The sequence below is a fragment of the Nocardia sp. NPDC005998 genome (assembly GCF_040614395.1).
Classification (GTDB): domain Bacteria; phylum Actinomycetota; class Actinomycetes; order Mycobacteriales; family Mycobacteriaceae; genus Nocardia.
Map to the genome: position 1 here is coordinate 112,428 of NZ_JBEXUI010000013.1, position 16,788 is coordinate 129,215.

General features: G+C 65.4%; 14 protein-coding genes. 4 read left to right on the top strand and 10 right to left on the bottom strand.

Annotation, left to right across the window (positions count from 1 at the left end; genetic code table 11):
* Positions 1–8: 8 nt before the first annotated feature.
* The 5 genes from ABZ293_RS19895 to ABZ293_RS19915 form a co-directional block, all read right to left on the bottom strand.
* Positions 9–656 carry a response regulator transcription factor gene (locus ABZ293_RS19895; protein WP_355182530.1) on the bottom strand — a complete coding sequence of 216 codons (648 nt, stop codon included), beginning with the start codon at positions 654–656 and terminating at the stop codon, positions 9–11.
* Positions 644–1,741 carry a histidine kinase gene (locus ABZ293_RS19900; RefSeq protein ID WP_355182532.1) on the bottom strand — a complete coding sequence of 366 codons (1,098 nt, stop codon included), beginning with the start codon at positions 1,739–1,741 and terminating at the stop codon, positions 644–646. The genes ABZ293_RS19895 and ABZ293_RS19900 overlap by 13 nt, the downstream gene beginning before the upstream one ends.
* Positions 1,738–2,385: a DedA family protein gene (locus ABZ293_RS19905; RefSeq protein ID WP_355182534.1), complete on the bottom strand. Its 648-nt coding sequence runs from the start codon at positions 2,383–2,385 to the stop codon at positions 1,738–1,740. Before ABZ293_RS19905 ends, ABZ293_RS19900 begins: the two co-directional genes overlap by 4 nt.
* Before the next feature lie 73 nt (positions 2,386–2,458).
* On the bottom strand, positions 2,459–3,538 hold the full coding sequence (locus tag ABZ293_RS19910; RefSeq protein ID WP_355182536.1) for a serine hydrolase domain-containing protein: 1,080 nt from the start codon (positions 3,536–3,538) through the stop codon (positions 2,459–2,461).
* 300 nt (positions 3,539–3,838) lie between these two features.
* Positions 3,839–4,471 carry a TetR/AcrR family transcriptional regulator gene (locus tag ABZ293_RS19915; RefSeq protein ID WP_355182538.1) on the bottom strand — a complete coding sequence of 211 codons (633 nt, stop codon included), beginning with the start codon at positions 4,469–4,471 and terminating at the stop codon, positions 3,839–3,841.
* A gap of 411 nt (positions 4,472–4,882) precedes the next feature.
* Here ABZ293_RS19915 and ABZ293_RS19920 point away from each other — a divergent pair, with 411 nt between their 5' ends.
* A complete protein-coding gene (locus tag ABZ293_RS19920; protein WP_355182540.1) occupies positions 4,883–6,280 on the top strand; it encodes a lipase family protein in 1,398 nt (465 codons plus the stop codon).
* A gap of 161 nt (positions 6,281–6,441) precedes the next feature.
* Here the strand turns inward: ABZ293_RS19920 and ABZ293_RS19925 are convergent, their stop codons facing one another.
* Entirely contained in the window at positions 6,442–6,867 is a 426-nt protein-coding gene (locus tag ABZ293_RS19925; RefSeq protein WP_355182542.1) for a nuclear transport factor 2 family protein, read from the bottom strand.
* A 105-nt stretch (positions 6,868–6,972) separates the two neighbouring features.
* On the opposite strand from ABZ293_RS19925, the gene ABZ293_RS19930 reads away from it, so the two are divergent.
* Positions 6,973–7,956: a helix-turn-helix domain-containing protein gene (locus tag ABZ293_RS19930; protein ID WP_355182544.1), complete on the top strand. Its 984-nt coding sequence runs from the start codon at positions 6,973–6,975 to the stop codon at positions 7,954–7,956.
* Positions 7,957–8,289: 333 nt separating this feature from the next.
* Here ABZ293_RS19930 and ABZ293_RS19935 read toward each other — a convergent pair whose 3' ends face one another.
* From ABZ293_RS19935 to ABZ293_RS19950, 4 genes are all read right to left on the bottom strand, one after another.
* Positions 8,290–9,210, bottom strand: a complete 921-nt coding sequence (locus tag ABZ293_RS19935) for an alpha/beta fold hydrolase (RefSeq protein WP_355182546.1) — start codon at positions 9,208–9,210, stop codon at positions 8,290–8,292.
* Positions 9,207–11,660 (bottom strand): glycoside hydrolase family 3 C-terminal domain-containing protein, encoded by a 2,454-nt coding sequence (locus ABZ293_RS19940; protein WP_355182548.1) that lies wholly within the window; start codon positions 11,658–11,660, stop codon positions 9,207–9,209. The genes ABZ293_RS19935 and ABZ293_RS19940 overlap by 4 nt, the downstream gene beginning before the upstream one ends.
* A gap of 95 nt (positions 11,661–11,755) precedes the next feature.
* A complete protein-coding gene (locus ABZ293_RS19945; RefSeq protein ID WP_355182550.1) occupies positions 11,756–12,367 on the bottom strand; it encodes a TetR/AcrR family transcriptional regulator in 612 nt (203 codons plus the stop codon).
* 151 nt (positions 12,368–12,518) lie between these two features.
* A complete protein-coding gene (locus ABZ293_RS19950; protein ID WP_355182552.1) occupies positions 12,519–13,418 on the bottom strand; it encodes an SGNH/GDSL hydrolase family protein in 900 nt (299 codons plus the stop codon).
* A 585-nt stretch (positions 13,419–14,003) separates the two neighbouring features.
* Between ABZ293_RS19950 and ABZ293_RS19955 the strand changes: the two genes are divergently transcribed.
* Both ABZ293_RS19955 and ABZ293_RS19960 read left to right on the top strand, forming a co-directional pair.
* Complete coding sequence (locus ABZ293_RS19955; protein WP_355182554.1) at positions 14,004–15,368, top strand: cytochrome P450; 1,365 nt, start codon at positions 14,004–14,006, stop codon at positions 15,366–15,368.
* A 15-nt stretch (positions 15,369–15,383) separates the two neighbouring features.
* Positions 15,384–16,787, top strand: coding sequence for a wax ester/triacylglycerol synthase family O-acyltransferase (locus ABZ293_RS19960; protein WP_355182556.1), 1,404 nt, complete (start codon positions 15,384–15,386; stop codon positions 16,785–16,787).
* The last annotated feature ends 1 nt before the right edge of the window (position 16,788 follow it).

Here is a 16,788-nt window from a genome sequence, read left to right on the forward strand (position 1 = left end):
CAGGCGGGCTATGTGCTTTGTTCCAGGTAGATCAGGATCGCACGCACGCGTTGGCTGTGTGCGGGGTCCTTGGCGAGGTGCAGCTTGGCGAAAATGGCATTGATATATTTCTCGACCGCGCTGGTGGACAGCGACAGTCGATCGGCGATGCCGGCATTGGTGAGGCCTTGGGCGAGTAGTTGGAGCACATCGAGTTCACGGGGAGTGAGGGAGGCCAGCGGGTCGGTGCGACGTTGTTGTGCGAATAGTTGGCGGACCACCTCGGGGTCGAATGCGGTACCGGCGCTTGCGATTCGGTCGATGTCGGCGAGGAATGCGTCGACATTGGCGACCCGGTCTTTGAGGAGATAGCCGACTCCGCCGATTCCGGAGGTGAGAAGCTCGATCGCGTTGTGTTGCTCGACGTATTGCGACAGTACGAGCACGCCGAGATCGGGGAACCGGGACTTCAGCTCGCGTGCCGCGTCGATTCCCTCGGTGGTATGCGTTGGCGGCATGCGGACATCGACGATGACGAGATCGGGTGTGGTGCGGTCGGTTTCGTGGACGAGCTCGATCGCTGTACCGACGGCGACGACGTCATGGCCCTCGTCAGTGAGCAGCCGAACCAGACCCTCGCGCAGCAGAGCCGAATCCTCGGCGATCACGATGCGCACGGCAGCTCCGCAGTTACGATGGTCGGTCCGCCGGCGGGGCTGTGCACCGTTAGCACGCCGTCGAGGGCGGCCACCCGGCGCCGCAGCCCGGTCAGGCCGCCGCCCTCGGGGTTGGCCCCGCCGATCCCGTCGTCTCGGACCGTGGCGACAAGCCGATCCGCCGGGTGCATCACCGTCACGGAGATGTCCTTTGCTCCAGAGTGTTTGGCAGCGTTCGTCACAGCCTCGGCGACCACGAAGTATGTCGCCGCCGCGACTGCCGTCGGCGGTTCGCGATCGATGTGCAACTCGAGCCGCAGCGGCATGGTGGTGTGCATCGACAGACCCCGCAGGGTCGCCTCGAGGCCGCGCTCGTCGAGGATCGAGGGATAGATCTGCCACGCCACCTCACGGAGGTCGGCCATCAATTTGGTCGCCTCCTCGACGGCACGATCGATTTCGTCGGCGAGTGCGGTCATGTTCTGGCGCTGCATGATTCGGCGCACGCGGCCCAGTTGTAGTGCGAGACCGACGGTTCGCTGTTGAACCCCGTCGTGGAGGCTGCGTTCGATTCGGCGCCGCTCGTCATCGACGGCACGGACCACGTCGGCGCGGGTGCGTTCGAGTTCCCGCAGCCGCAATTGGGTGCCGTCATCTCCCAGATACCGCTTTGCCGTGGCGATGTCACCCTGGCCGAGTGCGACGGCGAACTGGCGGCACAGGTATATCCCGATAGCGCCGACGGCCAAGGACACCACACTGGTCATCAGCGGAATCCGGTGCACCAGTGTGAGTTCCAGCGCCCACCCGAAGTAACCCAGCGCGGCCACGCTCGCGGCAATCAGCACGACACCGCCCACGACGGCATAGAGCGCGCGCAGCAGCACATAACCGGTGGGGTCGCGGTCGGGTAGCTCGCACTCGGCGGGCGCATGGAACCAGCGCACGAGTCGACGCCGCTCCCGGCGGACGTGGCCGCGCAGGCCGAGCGTATTCCCGCATACGAGCATTGCCAGCCCGGACACCGCTGTGAAGAATCCGACCACCGCGCCGACCAGTGGATAGTATGCCCGCCGCAGCAGCGAGAATTCATCGACCACGGTCACGATCCCAGACTAGACCGGCCACGCACGCGACGAACCAGCCAGAACAGCACCGCCACACCTGCCGCAGCCCCAACTACCAGTTGGTACCGTGAGGCGTAGTCGCGGACCAGTTCCCAGTTCTCGCCGAGGTGATATCCGGCCAGCACGAACAGGGTGTTCCAGATCGCGCTGCCCACGGCGGTGAGTGCGATGAACTGGCCGATCGGCATCCGCTCGACACCGGCTGGGGCCGAGACCAGACACCGCACCACCGGTACCATCCGACCGAACAAGACCGCCTTGCGGCCGTGCCGGGCGAACCACTGCTCGCTGCGCTCGAGGTCTTCGGTTCGGATCAGCGGTAACCTGGCCACGACGGCGTACAGACGCTCTCTCCCTACCAGCAGGCCGAGCAGGTACAGCACCATGGCACCGGCCACTGAACCTATGGTGGTCCACACCAGCGCGCCGACCAACGACATCTCTCCCCGCGCGGCCGCGAAACCGGCCAGCGGAAGGATAATTTCGCTCGGAATGGCCGGAAACACGCTGTCGGCCGCGTTGGCCACCGCAGCCCCCGGTCCCCCGAGAGTGTGCATGATCGCCGTAGCCCACCCGGCCACGCCGCCGGACTCGGCGGCGTAAATGGTTATCGCGTTGCTCATGACCACCACGTTAGGAATCGAATACGCGCAGATCAGTACGGATTTCCGGACAGCGAGGTGTGGATTTCCGCACCTACCGCAGACAGAACACCGCCGCTGCGGCCGCAGCGAACTTCACGAAACTGTCACCCGACGCCGATGCCAACATCATGGTCATGACCCGGTTATCCGGCCCAACGAATACATAGGTGAGATAGCCCAGCAACTCACCCCCGTGTCCCCACAGCTGTACCCCGCACGGCAAGTCGAAGCGCTGCAGGCCCAGGCCGTAGTGGAAGGCCAGTCCCATCGGAACTGTCTGTTTCATCCGCTCGAGCATCGTCGCCGACAGCAGGCGACCGCTCATGAGCGCGTCGAAGAATGTGCTCAAATCCCTTGTCGTGGAGATCATCTCGCCCGCGGCCCAATCCAGCGAAGGATTCTGCTCGGTGACATCGACGGTGGCACCCGAACCGGAGCTGCCTCGCGCCGCTACGGCAGGTGCGCTGATCGTCGGGTCGTCACCGGGAAAGGAGGTATCGCGCAGGCCCAACGGGTCGAGGATGCGTTGACGGACAGCATCCGCATACGGCATTCCCGTGACCTTCTCGACCAGCGCACCGAGCACGATGTAGTTGGTGTTCGAGTAGCGGAAGTCGGTGCCAGGCGGGAAATACGGGGGATGAGCGAACGCGCCGGCCAGTAATTCTGCCGGAGCGTAATGCCGGAAGCGAGCCTCGCCGCGCCACCGGTTGGTCGACATGCCAGGTCCTTTCATGTAGTCGTACAGACCGCTGGTGTGGTTCAGTAACTGACCTACCGTGATGGATTCGCCGCCGGAGACGAGGTCGGGCAGTACGCGATCGATAGGGGCGTCCAGGGCGAGAATTTTCTCGTCGACCAGTTGCAGTACGACCGTCGCCACGAACGTCTTCGTCACGCTCCCGATCCGGAAATGCGACCGCGGAGTTACGGCCTCGCCCGCATGCCAGGTCTGGGTCCGGTGTTCGTCCGATATCTGCAGCATCGCGGCCGTCACCGGCCCATCGGCACTTCGATCCACGACGAAACCGATCACTTCTCCCCGGCAGGTGACCAGCAGCAGGACTACTCCTACCGGCAGGCCCAGTATCACCGACAACACAACCACCAACACACGCCGAAGCACTCGCATCGGCCGAAACTACGGCCGGGGCCGAACCCCGAACCATCCCAAACCCCCCACATCCCCTGTGGGAAACCGCATTCCACGAACCCGCGCACCTCGGCCGCGAGTTCGAGCGAACACCTCAGGCGGTGTTCCGCGACCGTGCCGTTGGGCCGGTCGAGATCATGCGGCGCGGCTGGGTCCGCTCGACCGAAGGTGGCCGCCGAATAGATACCCGGCTAGAGCGGAAGCGCGCGAAATCCTTCCTGGACCGACGAGGCTGTGGGATGCGGTGCGCCACTAGCTCTGGGCGAACCTCATCCCACCTTAGGTCTCAGTGATGATCAGCGAGGTGGCGATGGGGGCCAGCACCTCGACCAGTTGGGTGATCGGCGGGCGCGGATCCGCGAGAATCCATTCGTACGCGACACCGTTGATCGCGCCGATGAGTGCGCTTGCCGCCCAGGTGATTCCGCCGCGGACGCGGATATCCGGACCCGCGATCGTAATGAGCAGGGCCTCGATGGCCGCCGCCCAGGCATGGCGGCGCTCGCGACGATGGTGTTCCATGCGTTCGCTGACACCGACCACCTCGACGAAGGCGACCTTGGCCCGGTACGGGTCGGAGCTGATGGAACCGATGAACGCGGTCAACACCGCGGTCAGCCCATCCGCGATATCCGTGCCCGGCCCCAGTGCCGCGACGGCTTGTCCGACGACGGCCGCGGACTGGTCCTGGATGTAGTCGTAGGACGCGATGAGGACGTCCTCCCTGGTCTGGAACTCCTCGTAGAACTGTCGCTTGGACAGTCCGGCCGCGGTGCACACATCGGCCAGCGAGCAGTTCGCATAGCCGCGCTCGGCGAAGGTCCGGATGGCGGCGTCCAGGAACCGCTGCCGTCGCTCGGCCTTCCGCTCACTCACTGCGCGGCCGCCGTACTGCCTGTCCACGATGGTCACCGCACCACGGTAGCCGAGCGGATGTTCGGCCTGCCCGGCCCGATGTGCCGACGCTATTGCGGATTCGACGGGTGTGCGGTCAGCCCATGGTGACGGCTCCGCCCAGCGCGTCCTGCGCGCTGTAGAAGAGCAAGAAGATGTAGTACAGAACCGTCGAGACCGGTTCATTCCGACCTTGCATATTCCTCGGTGCTTCCCTGCAAGCTGTCCGGCACCAACTGTCCGGTTCGGCATTGATCGAAAAAGCTACGGCATATGACGCCGCTCGGCACGGCGAGTCGTGAAATCGCCGGACTTTTCGGCCCATGATCGGGGCCGCAGCGGACAGCTTGTTGCGACCTGCATCACGTCTGTGCGATAGTCCCACCTATGTGAGACGGGGCGGTCTCACAGTAGCGAAGGGGCTGAAAGTTGATCAATCCGCTGGCGGGTCGCGCCCGCCGAATCATGTTCTCGGCCGGGATCACGGCCATCGCACTGTTTGCGACGACCGCGGTGACGGTTGCCGAACCAGCGGAAGACCCGGTCGCGGTGCAACCCGCGGCACCGGTTCCGCTGCCGCCCGAATTCGATCCGGGCTTCTATCAGCCGCCCGCGGAGCTGGTGGCGAGCAAGGCGCCGGGCGAGATCATCGCGGCGCGGCAGGCGAATCTCGCCAATTTCGGGCTGATTCCGGTGAATGTCGATGCCTGGCAGGTCTCCTACCGCTCGAATAACAGTCGGGACGAGCCGATCGCGGCCGTCGCGACGGTGGCGAAGCCGCGCGGCTCGGCCCCGGACAAGCTCGTTTCGATGCAGATCGCCGAGGACTCGCTGGCCGGGTACTGTGCGCCTTCCTATGCGCTGCAACAGTTTTCGGCCAGCCCATTCGTCGGGCAGATTGTCGCGCCCGCGGAGTGGGTCATTGCCCAGGGTGCGGTGCAACAGGGCTGGGCGATCGTCATACCCGATCATGAGGGACCGAATAACGCCTATGCGGCCGGACCGCTGGCCGGGCGGATCACCCTCGACGGCATCCGCGCCGCGCGCAACCTCGAGCAGATGCGCCTCGCGCCGGATACCCGCATCGGTATCTACGGGTACTCCGGAGGTGCCATTGCCACCGGTCATGCGGCCGAACTGAAGCAGAGCTACGCACCCGAACTCAATATCGTCGGCGCGGCCGAGGGCGGTGTGCCCGCGGATCTGGGCGTGACGCTGAATGCCGCCAACAATCAGCTCACCTCCGGCCTGATCCTGGCCGCCGTCAACGGACTCACCCGCGAGTATCCGGACTTCGCTCGATTCATCGACGCGAATATCGATCTGCTCGGCCGGGCGCTGTCGACCATCCAGGGCGGGCTGTGCGTGCAGTATGTGACTCCGCTACTGCCATTCCTGAACCTCAAGGGCATGATTCGGGTACCGGGCGATCCGATTCAGCACCCGGCGGTCGTCGATGTGCTCGACAAGACCCGAATGGGTAAATCGGTGCCCGATATGCCGATGTACATCTGGCAGGGCAATCCGGATGAGATCATTCCGGTCGGCCAGGTCAATGCCCTGGTCGACACCTACTGTCAAAACCCTTCCGCGAGTGTGCAATACATCCGCGAACACTTCGCCGAGCATGCGGTCACCGAGGTCTCGGGCACCGCACCCGCCATGCTCTGGCTGCGCGATCGGCTCAATGGTGTTCCAGCGCAACAGGGTTGCAGCACCACCGAGGTCGGCTGGCTGGCCTTGGACCCCAATGGCCTGGAGTTGTTGAAGTCGACCTTCGGCGAGACGTTCGCCTCGTTCTTCGGTAAGCCGATCGGCGTCAAGTGAGCTGCCTCCGGTCCGGATCGGGCGATCCGGACCGGAGGTGAACTAGATCTGGCCGGTGGTGTCCGATGGGGCCGCGAAGACGTCCTATGGCACGAGCTTTCCGTTGCACCACAGCACATTGCAGCTGGTCGCGGTGGGTATCGCCCCAACGTCCTTCGCCATCAGCGATCGGCGACGGTGAACATCTCTTCGGCACGACGAGTGTCCATGTACTCGCGCACGCGGTGGATCAGGCCATCGTGCAGTTCGAAGATGAAGCAGTAGTCGTTGTCGTAGTGATTGCCGTTCATCAGCGTCGCCCGCATCCGCTCTTCGACGACGACCGTCGTGCCCTCGGCGGTGATGGCCGTGAATTCGACGCTGCGGTCGGCCACGAATACGGTCGGAAACTCGGTGGCGAGGAAGCGCACGATGCGATCCCTGCCGACGAGATGGTGGGTGCCGTCGAGGGCGCGGGCGGTGGCGTTGTGCGGTGGTGCGAGCCATTCGGCGTCCGGGGTGAAAACCTCGGCAATGCGGGCCGGATCCTGCGTCGCGAATGCGCGCCAGGCTCGGATGACCAGATCTTTGCTCGTCGGTGCGTCCATGCGGCCAATCCTGGGTGGGCCGCGGTTGCCGATCGCGCCATATCTGGACGGATCTGTGTCCGGATATGGCTGGTCGCTGTCGGTGGCGGCGCGCAGACTCGGGTAATGGGATCGTTCGCGGGCGTCATCACGACCGGCATCTATTGTCTGCCGCCCTGCCCCGGACGTCCGCGATCGGAGAATGTTGTCACGTTCACCTCCGCGGCGGGGGCCGAGGCGGCGGGCTTTCGAGCCTGCCATCGCTGCCGCCCGTATCGGGGTGATCGACGGATTGCGCACGGGTCCGAATTGGTCTGCCGCGCAGTAGATCTCATCGCCGACGGAGCGCTGGACGATGGCAATGAGGTCGAACTCGCCGCGCGGCTGGCGGTCTCGGAACGTCAGCTGCGCCGAATGTTCCATGAGCAGGTCGGTGCGACACCGGATCAGCTGGCCCGTTCGCGGCGTGCGCATTTCGCGCGGCGGTTATTGGACGATACCGATCTGTCGGTCACTGATATCGCCTTCGCCGCCGGATTCGGAAGTCTGCGCCAGTTCAACCGCGTGATGGTCACGACCTTTCGGGCAACCCCCGTCGAGTTGCGCAAGCGGCGGCGACGCGCGGATCGTCTTATCGCGGACGGCGGACTCGCACTTCGAGTCCCGTTGATCGAGGGCACGGATATCGGTCAGCGGTTGGCCCAGCTGGCCCGCGGTGCAATCGGCGGCATCGAGAGCGCCACGGCCACCCACTATCGGCGAACGGTCACGCTGGACGGTGATCCGGGCGTAATCGAAATCAGTTCGGCCACAACGGATACCGCCCGGCTCATCGCGCACCTACCGCGTATCGAAGGGCTGATACACCTGGTGACCCAGGTGCAGCGGCTGCTCGCGGGCGATCCGTGGGACCCGTTCGAAGCGGCTGTGCGCGACCTCATGGCGGACCGACCCGATGTGCTGCACGATCTCGTCACCACCTACGGCACGCCGGTCGCCGGGCTCGGTCAGTTCGGTCTGGCCCATCTGTTCCCTACGCAGACTGCCTTGGCCGCTGCCGATCTGAGTGCCATCTGTTTCGATGCCTTTGGCGCACAACCGATCCGGTAAACGTCCAGCGCTTACGCAGCCCGGTCTCGTGCCGCCAGGCGGCCACATCGCCGACCGCCCACACCCCATCGACCGAGGTGCGGCCCACCTCGTCGGCGAGCACGCCGCCACCGCCCGCGCGCTCGGCGAACCCGATACCGGAATCGGCGAGCCTTTCGACCGCCCGGCCAGCTCCCGATGCAATCCCTCGCCGACATGCCGCTCAGCTTCGCAGCGCGGCACAAATGCCACCGCCGCGTCCAGCGGGCGGTCGAAGGTAGTCGAATGGTGGTCGCCCAGGCCGTATTGACGGCCCTATGACTACGCTCGGCGAGGAGTCGGAGGGGGTGGGGGCTAGCCGGTTGAATCGTTCTGGCATGGGATCGGTCGTATCGTTGAAGGATCGAGCGCATTCAGGATGAGTGCGGCGGTGGTGGGGGAGAAGACTGTGCCGTTGTGTCCGGCTTTACTACTGGGACAGATGTTTTGGAGGACGTAGTTGTCGACGCCGGGTTCTGGAATTGTGGCCAGGTTTGGACCGAAGGCTGCGATCGGATCGAAACGGCTGCTGATCGTTGTGTAGGCGACACCGGGGACGGTGATCGGTCCGGAGTTCAGCTCGTTCAGGAAGGCAGACCCGGCGAGTAGGTCCTTCACGGCGGGCGGTACCGGGAGTTCGTCGCGCACGCCTGCGGCATTCAGCAGGGTTGCGCCGAGGTCGCCGAGCGCACCGCGCGTGGGCGAGGAGATGGTGGTCACCGAGCGGACGCCGCGGGCCAGCTCCGGATGGGTCTTCACCAGGTACTGCGCCATGATGCCGCCCTCGGAGTGACCGATCAGGTCGACCTTCGCGACGCCGAGCCGGGTGGTCAGTGCGGTGAGCTTCTGCTCGATCTCGACCGCCGAATCGGCGAGTGGACCATTGCCACCGCCCTGCATGGCATTGCTGCCGCCGTAGGAGAACGAGTAGACACACAGCCCCGCATTGGCCAAGGCCGGTCCGAGATAGCCCCAGGCCCGGTACTCGTCGCCCGCGAAGCCATGGAGCAGGACAACGGGAACCGCGCCGGGCACGATGGAGGTGCAGTCGTATCGATTGACTCCCGGCGGTGTCGGTGCTTCGACCTTGCCCTCCTGGGCCCATCGGGTCTCCGCATCCTGCACCTGCTGCCAGGTGGCCGTCGGATATGGCCCCGGCTCGGCGGCGGCTACCGATGTCCCCGCAGTACATAGGGCGAAAGCAGTGAGGCCGAGAGCGATTCGGCGCAGTCTCATGCGTGTGGTCCTTCGAGCCGAATGGCGGTGGTCAGGCGGATATCGGCGACCGATCGACCGGTCAGCAGGTGGTAGGCGGTGGTGGGTAGCACCCAGTCTTCCGCTGTCTCGTCCCAGGATTCGGCGGCGCGGCGGGGGATGGGGATCGCCGCCTCGGCCGTCTCGCCGGGCTCGGCTTCGACGACCGCGAAGGCGGCCAATCGCCGGTCCGGCTGGGAGGCATCGGCGATATAGGTCTGGATCGTCTCGCGGCCGAGGCGATCACCGGTATTGCGGACCCGAACGGCCAGCGTGCCGATAATATTGCCGGTCGCGGGGGTGAAGGCGGCTGCCTCGTATTCCCAGGTGGTGTAGCCGAGCCCGTGTCCGAACCAGAACCGTGGTGCGATCGAAAGTCGTTGCCAGGCACGGTATCCGATGTAGATGTCCTCCTCGTAGGCGAGGACACCGTCGGTGGGCGTGACATTCAGCACCGGCGAATCATCCTGGTAGGCGGGCCAAGTGGTGGGCAGCCGCCCGCTGGGTTCGGCCCGGCCCACCAGTACGTCGGCGAGTGCGGCACCGCCCTCCTGTCCCGGAAACCAGGTGAGCAGAATCGCCGCGGCATCCTGGGCCCACGGCATCTGCACGGGGGAGCCGGTATTGACCACCACCACGGTGCGTGGGTTGGCCGCGATGACGCGTGTGACGAGCTCATCCTGTCGGCCGGGTAGCGAAAGTGATGTGCGGTCGAAGCTTTCGCTTTCGACCTCCGGGGTGGTCGCGACGACCACCACGGCAATCTCGGCAGCCGCCGCCGCGGCGACCGCCTCCTCGATGAGCGCATCCGGATCGATATTCGGTTCCTGATGGCCCAGCGCGAACTTCTCGAAGGCAATGGGCAGCTCGGGCAGTGTCGTCACCGTGTGTCGCAGACTCAGCGAAACCGGCTGTGCCGCGGCGAGTTCGACCTCGATCAGCACTTCGGGCGGGGCGAGGAATGCGGCCACCGGATCACCGTTGGGGACGATGGCCTCATCGAAATAGGTCTTATCGCCGACCGTGAGCCGGAACGGTCCGATGCCAGCAATTGCCAAAGTATGGGTTCCGCCGACCCGCGGTGTGAAGGTGCCGGTGACAACGACACTGTGGAGTTCACCGACCGCGATCCCGTCCGGGAATTCGCCGATCCATTCGACGTTGCCCTCCGGCAGCGGATGCTCGCCGAGCGGGTTTCCATCGGCGCCGAACAGCCGGACTCGCAGGTCGAAACCCGCCTTGGCGGGGGGAATCTTGACCCGGGGATCCGCACCGACGGCATAGCTCACTTCGGTCTGCTCGTCGAGCAATGCCCGCAATCCCGCGAGCGGGGAGACCGTGTGCGGCGGGAAAACCTGGGCGCTGCCTCCGCCGAGCGCCCTGGCCTGGTCGGCCGCCTGGCCGATCACCGCGATGCGCCGGACCTGCCCGAGCGGCAGTGCATCGTTCTCGTTGCGCAGCAGCACGATCGAGCGTTGGGCGATCTCGTGCGCGAGTGCTTCGCCATTGACCGGAGCGGGAAGCGCGTCTTCGGCTACTGCCGGCGGCGCGTCGGCCAACACCCCGACCCGGGCGGCCAGTCGAAGCATATGCCGTGCCATCTGCTCGACCGTCACCTCCGGAACCCGACCTGCGCGCACGGCTTCGGCCAGTGCCGAGCCGAAGACGCTCCGCGGCCCGGGCATCGCGATATCGAGCCCACCGCTGGCCGCGCCGCCGGTATCGCGCGCCGCCGTCCAATCCGAGACGATGGCACCGTCGAATCCCCAACGCGCACGCAGGATGTCGATCTGCAGCGCGCTGTGCTCGGTCATCGTGGTGCCATTGACGCTGTTGTACGCCGCCATCAACGCCCACGGCCCGGCCTGTTCGACCACGGCCGCGAACGGTGCGAGATACAGCTCGTGCAATGCGCGCTGCGATACCCGCACGTCGACGGTGAATCGGTCGGTCTCGGAGTCATTGGCCACGAAATGCTTCGGCGTCGCCGCGACGCCGCCGTCCTGCACTCCGGCGACATAGGCCGCGCCGATCGCCCCGGTCAGTAGCGGATCCTCCGAATAGCACTCGAAGTGCCTGCCGCCCAGCGGGCTTCGGTGCAGGTTGAGTGTCGGTGCGAGCAGCATGTGTACGCCCTTGCGCCGCGCCTCCTGTGCGAGCAACTGCCCGGCCCGCCGCGCCAGGGCGGGATCCCAGGTGGCGGCCAGCGCCGTCGGGCTCGGCAGGGCGATCGAGGGATCCTCCGGACTCCAGTGCACGCCGCGCACACCGATCGGACCATCGGACATCACCAGCGAGCCGAGTCCGATTTCGGGAATCGCGGGCAGGGTCCACATGTCCTGTCCGGCGAGCAGGCGGCAACGGGCATCGAGATCCAGTGCGGCCAACGCCTTTTCGACCGCTGCCTCGCGGTCGGCCTGATGATTCGCCATGGTTGCGACTCCCTTGTCGGTCGGACGCGTGGGCCTCCACCTCGAAGTATGGTCGAAACACCTAATAGTTGGTAGGTAATGTTATCGATACGTTATCAATCGTCCGCGTCGGTGATCGGCCGGATCAGTCGCAGAAATTTGCGCAGCAGGGCGGGCATATCGACCTCATCCGGAGACAGCAGCCACTGCTGCTGCAATCCGTCGAGGACCGCTATCAGCAGCGTCGCGGCATCCCGATGGGAGACGCCGCGCGGTGGCTCGCCGCCGAGGTCGCGCTCCAGCATGGCGGTCAGCATCGTCCGGGCCTGTGCGTATCGATCGACGAAGTAATCGCGTGCCGGATGGTCCTGGGTGACGCTCTCGGCCGCGAGCACGGTGAACGACTGCACGATGCCCGGGCGCTCGGCATTGCGTTCCACCAGCTCGGCAAGGAAGTCGAGGGTTGTGGCACTGCCCTGGGCGGTGGCCAGCAAGACGTCGAGGTCGTTCTGATCGCGCAGTGCGAGCACATTCGCCAGCAGGGTCTGCTTATTGGGGAAGTAGTGCAGCACGCCCTGCTGGCTGAGTCCGACCCGTTCCGCGACGATCGCGATGGTCGCGCCCTGGTAGCCGCGTTTGGCGAAGACCTCGAGAGCCGCCTCCAGGATGGCCCGGCGCCGATCCTCGTGCCCGGCCCGGCTCGGCGGGCGTCCTTCGGCCCGCTTCATGCGGCGTGTTCTTCTGCTGCGTCCATTGTTCGCAGGTTAGCGAACCGCCAGTGGCGGCGGTGGTGCGTCGCGGTCCGACTCGCTCGATCGGCCGTGACGGCGTGCCCTGATGGCGCCCGCCGGGCGCGGTGTCGCGCCCGGCGCCGTTGTGTCACCGCAGTGCGGCGATCACCTCTCGTGCGATGTTCTGCTCACCCAAGGTGTTGGGGTGCAAGGGGACAAAGGACGGGGTCGACAGCGACGGGATCAGCCCGTTGATCCACTGCTGGTCGGGTGCGGCGCACATATCGTGTCCGATGCTGGAGGTGGCGGTATCGACGAAGATCGCGCCGTGCGCGGCGGAGACATCGCGCAGCAGTGCGTTGAGGTTGACCAGCACGCCCTGCAGGTAGTCGGCATCGCGCGGCCAGGCGGGCTGCTGCTCCGGGCATGCGCCAGCGCGCGAGGCGGTCGGGTATCCGACGATCACGATGGTGGCTTTCGGTGCGTGCGAGTGGATTTCGTCGATCGCGGTGCCGTATACCGGCGCCAGGGCTGCGGTACGTTCTGCGAAGATGTCGACGCCGCCCGCGGTGAAGGCGTCCGCACATGATGTGCCATTGGGCTCCGGCAGCGGATTGCCGCACCGCAGCGCCTGCTTGGCAAGGCCGATGTCATTGCCGCCCATGGTCATGGTGACCAAGGTGGTGTCGGGGGTGAGCGCATCGAACTGCGGCGCCGCGGTTCCGGAGACAACGCCGCGTTGTGAACTCGTGAGGTCGTCCAAGGTGGCTCCGCCGCAGGTGACGTCCTTGAAGGTCTCGACACCGAGCTGCTTCGCGACCAGTGCCGGATAGTTGACCGCGGAACGCGAACACGTGGTGAGTTCGGCCTGCGGAAACACCCCGGCGCCCGCGGCGAAGGAATCTCCCAACGCGACATAGTGGATGCCCGCCGTCGGTTCGGCAATGGCTTGCCCGGTGGTTGCGGCGCTCGCCGAGAGCACCATCGCCGATGCGATGACCGCTGGTCTCGCCTTTCCTAGGTGCTTCCAGCTGCCAAAAACTTGCATTGTGTCTCCTTGTGAAGCCATGACCGGACGAATTCAGGCGCATAACTCGCTATGGTGCTCGAACCTGTCGATACATCCGACCTATGCGGTCAGAGTCTAGCCACTATCCGGTAATTGCGAATAACTTTCACGTTCGCATCGTGGGGTTTTCTCGTACCGCCGACCCGGTTGCGCCGCAGCCTCGAGGAATGTTGGGGGATAGGGCATTTCGGCACGCCGGAGGTCAACGCGCACTGTTCCGGATTCATGCGATCGGATGGGGTACTGTTGCGTTCCTCACTAATTGCCCGCTACCTGCGGAAAGCTCGATGACGCCGATCGATCGGGTTGACAGCGCCCGCTCGAACTGGCTACCGTCGCCATTGTTAGCGCTGAGTCATCGCCCGCCTCGGCATTCATGGTTGGACGGCCGTCCATGTGGCCGCACCATATGTTCTACTGCGGGGAGGCTGTCGTTATTGCCGCACATTCGTCGCATTCGCGGAGAAACTCGGCGTGCCTTTGTTCACGTCCCGTCAATAAACTCTCGCGCCTTTTTCTAGACCGCCAAGATTCCACCCGTTCATATCGACGTTAGGCGCCAGGTTGTCCGTCTCGATCTCACCCGCCAAGTCGGTGGACGATCTCCCCGGCCCCACCCGGTGGCCGTTGCTGGGAAATCTCCCGCAGATGCGACCCTCGCTGCTGCACCGTCAGTTCGACCAGTGGTGCGATGAGTTCGGCCCGCTCTACCAGCTCCAGATGCCGGGGCGGCGCATTGTCGTCGTCAGCGATCCCGACCTGAATCGCGAGATCTTCCGGGACCGCCCCGGTGGGTTCCGGCGGCAGTCGGCGATCGAATCGGTCATGGACGAGATGGGCTCCAACGGACTGTTCTCCCTGGAGGGTGCGGCGTGGCGACTGCGCCGCAAGCTGGCGATGCCCGCCTTCAATGCCGCCCACCTGCGCAGCTTCCATCCGACCCTGGAGACGATCACCGGCCGCCTGCAGCAGCGCTGGGAACGCCGCTCGCCCACGGACATTCGCGGCGACCTGACCCGCTACACGGTGGATGTCACCGCCAAACTGACCTTCGACTACGACATCAACACCATCGAACAGTCCGGCGATATCATCCAGCGGCATCTGGAGCTGATCTTCCCGCTCATCAACCGGCGGATCAACAGCCCCATCCCGTACTGGCGCTACGTCAAGCTCCCCGACGACCGGGCGCTGCAGCGCGCACTCGCCGCGCTGCGCACCGACCTGACCGGCGTCATCGGCCGGGCGCGCGCGAATCTGCCGGATAAGCCGACGAATTTCATCGAGGCATTCCTGCTGGCGCAGGACGGCAGCACCGCCTTCACCGATGACCAGCTGTTCGCCGAGGCGCTCACCATCCTCATAGCCGGTCAGGACACCACCAGTAATGCGATGGCCTGGCTGCTCTACCACTTGGCGGGCAATCCCGCTGTGCAGGAACGCATTCGGGAGGAAGTCGCCGAGATACCCGCCGCCCTGGACCGGCAGCCGTATCTGGAAGCCGTTGTCGCCGAATCGATGCGGCTGCGCCCGACCACACCCATTGTCGGGCTGGAGGCCATCGAGGACACCACCATCGACGGCGTGCGCATTCCGGCGGGCACCTGGGTGATCGTCAATGTGCAGCATGCGAGTGTGCAGGAGCAGAACTTCGCGGAGCCGCTGCGCTTCGATCCGGACCGCTGGCTGAACACCGGCCACGGCACGCATCGGCCCGAGGTCTCCACGCCATTCGGATCGGGTCCGCGCTTCTGTCCGGGGCGTGGGTTGGCGATGTTGGAGATCAAGAGCGTCACCGCCATGGTCTGCCGCAACTTCGATGTGCGCCTGCCCGCAGGTGCGCAGCCGCCGAAGGATCGCTTCCACTTCGCCGTCATACCCATCGATCTCGATCTCGACCTGACCCGGCGCGCCGCCGCCGTGTCCTGACTGCTGAGGAACTAGATGTCGTTGCATCGACTGACCGCGACCGACGGTGTCTGGCTGTCGCTCGAATCGCCCGATATGCCGATGCATATCGCCTTCCTGCTGGAGTTCAGCGCGCCCGAGGGCGGTGCGGCGCAATTCCTGCGGCAGTGGCGGGCCGGACTGGACGCACCGGCGAGCCTGCCGCAACCGTGGAACTTCGTACCGTTGAAGTTTCCGCCGCCCGGTGTCGCGGCGCTGGTGCGCGAGGTCGACGATATCGACCTCACCGAGCACATCCGGGAATGGACGCTGCCGGAGCCGGGCAGCCAGGATCAGTTGACCGAGCTCGTTTCGACGATCCATCGCAAGCAGCTCGATATGAGCCGTCCGCCATGGGAATTGCACGTCATCGAGGGGCTGGCACAGGATCGCTTCGCACTGCTATTGAAGGTGCATCACAGCCTGCTCGACGGCGCATCGGCCATGCGGCTGTTCAGCGATACGTTCACCGAGGACCAGGCCGCACGCGATGTGCCGGACCTCTTCACCGTCCGCCCCGCCGCCGAGTCTGCGGAAACCGCTGTGCCCAAAGCGAATCCGTTCAGCGCGCTCCTCGATGCGCTGACCGGCCTGCTGGCCTTGGTGCGTGGCATCGGATCCGCCGCCCGTGACGCCCTCCGTCGGGCACGCGGCGATAAGACCATGGCGCAGAAGGCCTATCAGCAGCCCGACACCATCCTGAACGGCACCATCACCGGTGCGCGCGACCTGTCCAGACGGCGCTATGACCTCGCGCTGTTCAAGCGACTGGCGAAGGCGGGTGACTGCACGATCAACGACATCGTGCTCTACCTGGTGAGCACGGCGCTGCGCGACTACCTGTCCAACCACGCCACCCTGCCCGAAATCTCCTTGACCGCGGGCGTGCCCACCGATCTGCGCGAGGAGGACGATGGGCGCGTCGGCACCCGCGCGGGCATGATGTTCACCGCGCTCGGCACCGATATCGCCGATCCGCGCGATCGGCTCAGCGCCATCAAGTACTACATCCGTGCCGCGAAACAACATATGGGCGCAATGGCACCGAATGAGGTCATCGGCTACGGACTCGCGGTCACCCTGCCGTGGATCCTCGGTCTCAGCTTCGGCTTCACCAATACCGCCGCCTCGCATCCGATGGGCATCTCCAATGTGCCGGGGCCGCGAAACCCGCTGTACTGGAACGGCGCTCGGCTGGAGACGATCTACCCGATTTCGCTGCTGATGCACGGCAACCCGCTGAACTTCACCTGCATCGGCTATTCCGGTGGGTTGCATTTCGGCGTGCTCGGTGCCCAGGACAAGCTGCCGCCGATGGCATATCTCACCGCGGCCATGGATACCGCACTCGATGAACTCACCGATCTGCTCCTGCCGGACAGTGTCCGCGCCGTGGGGTGAG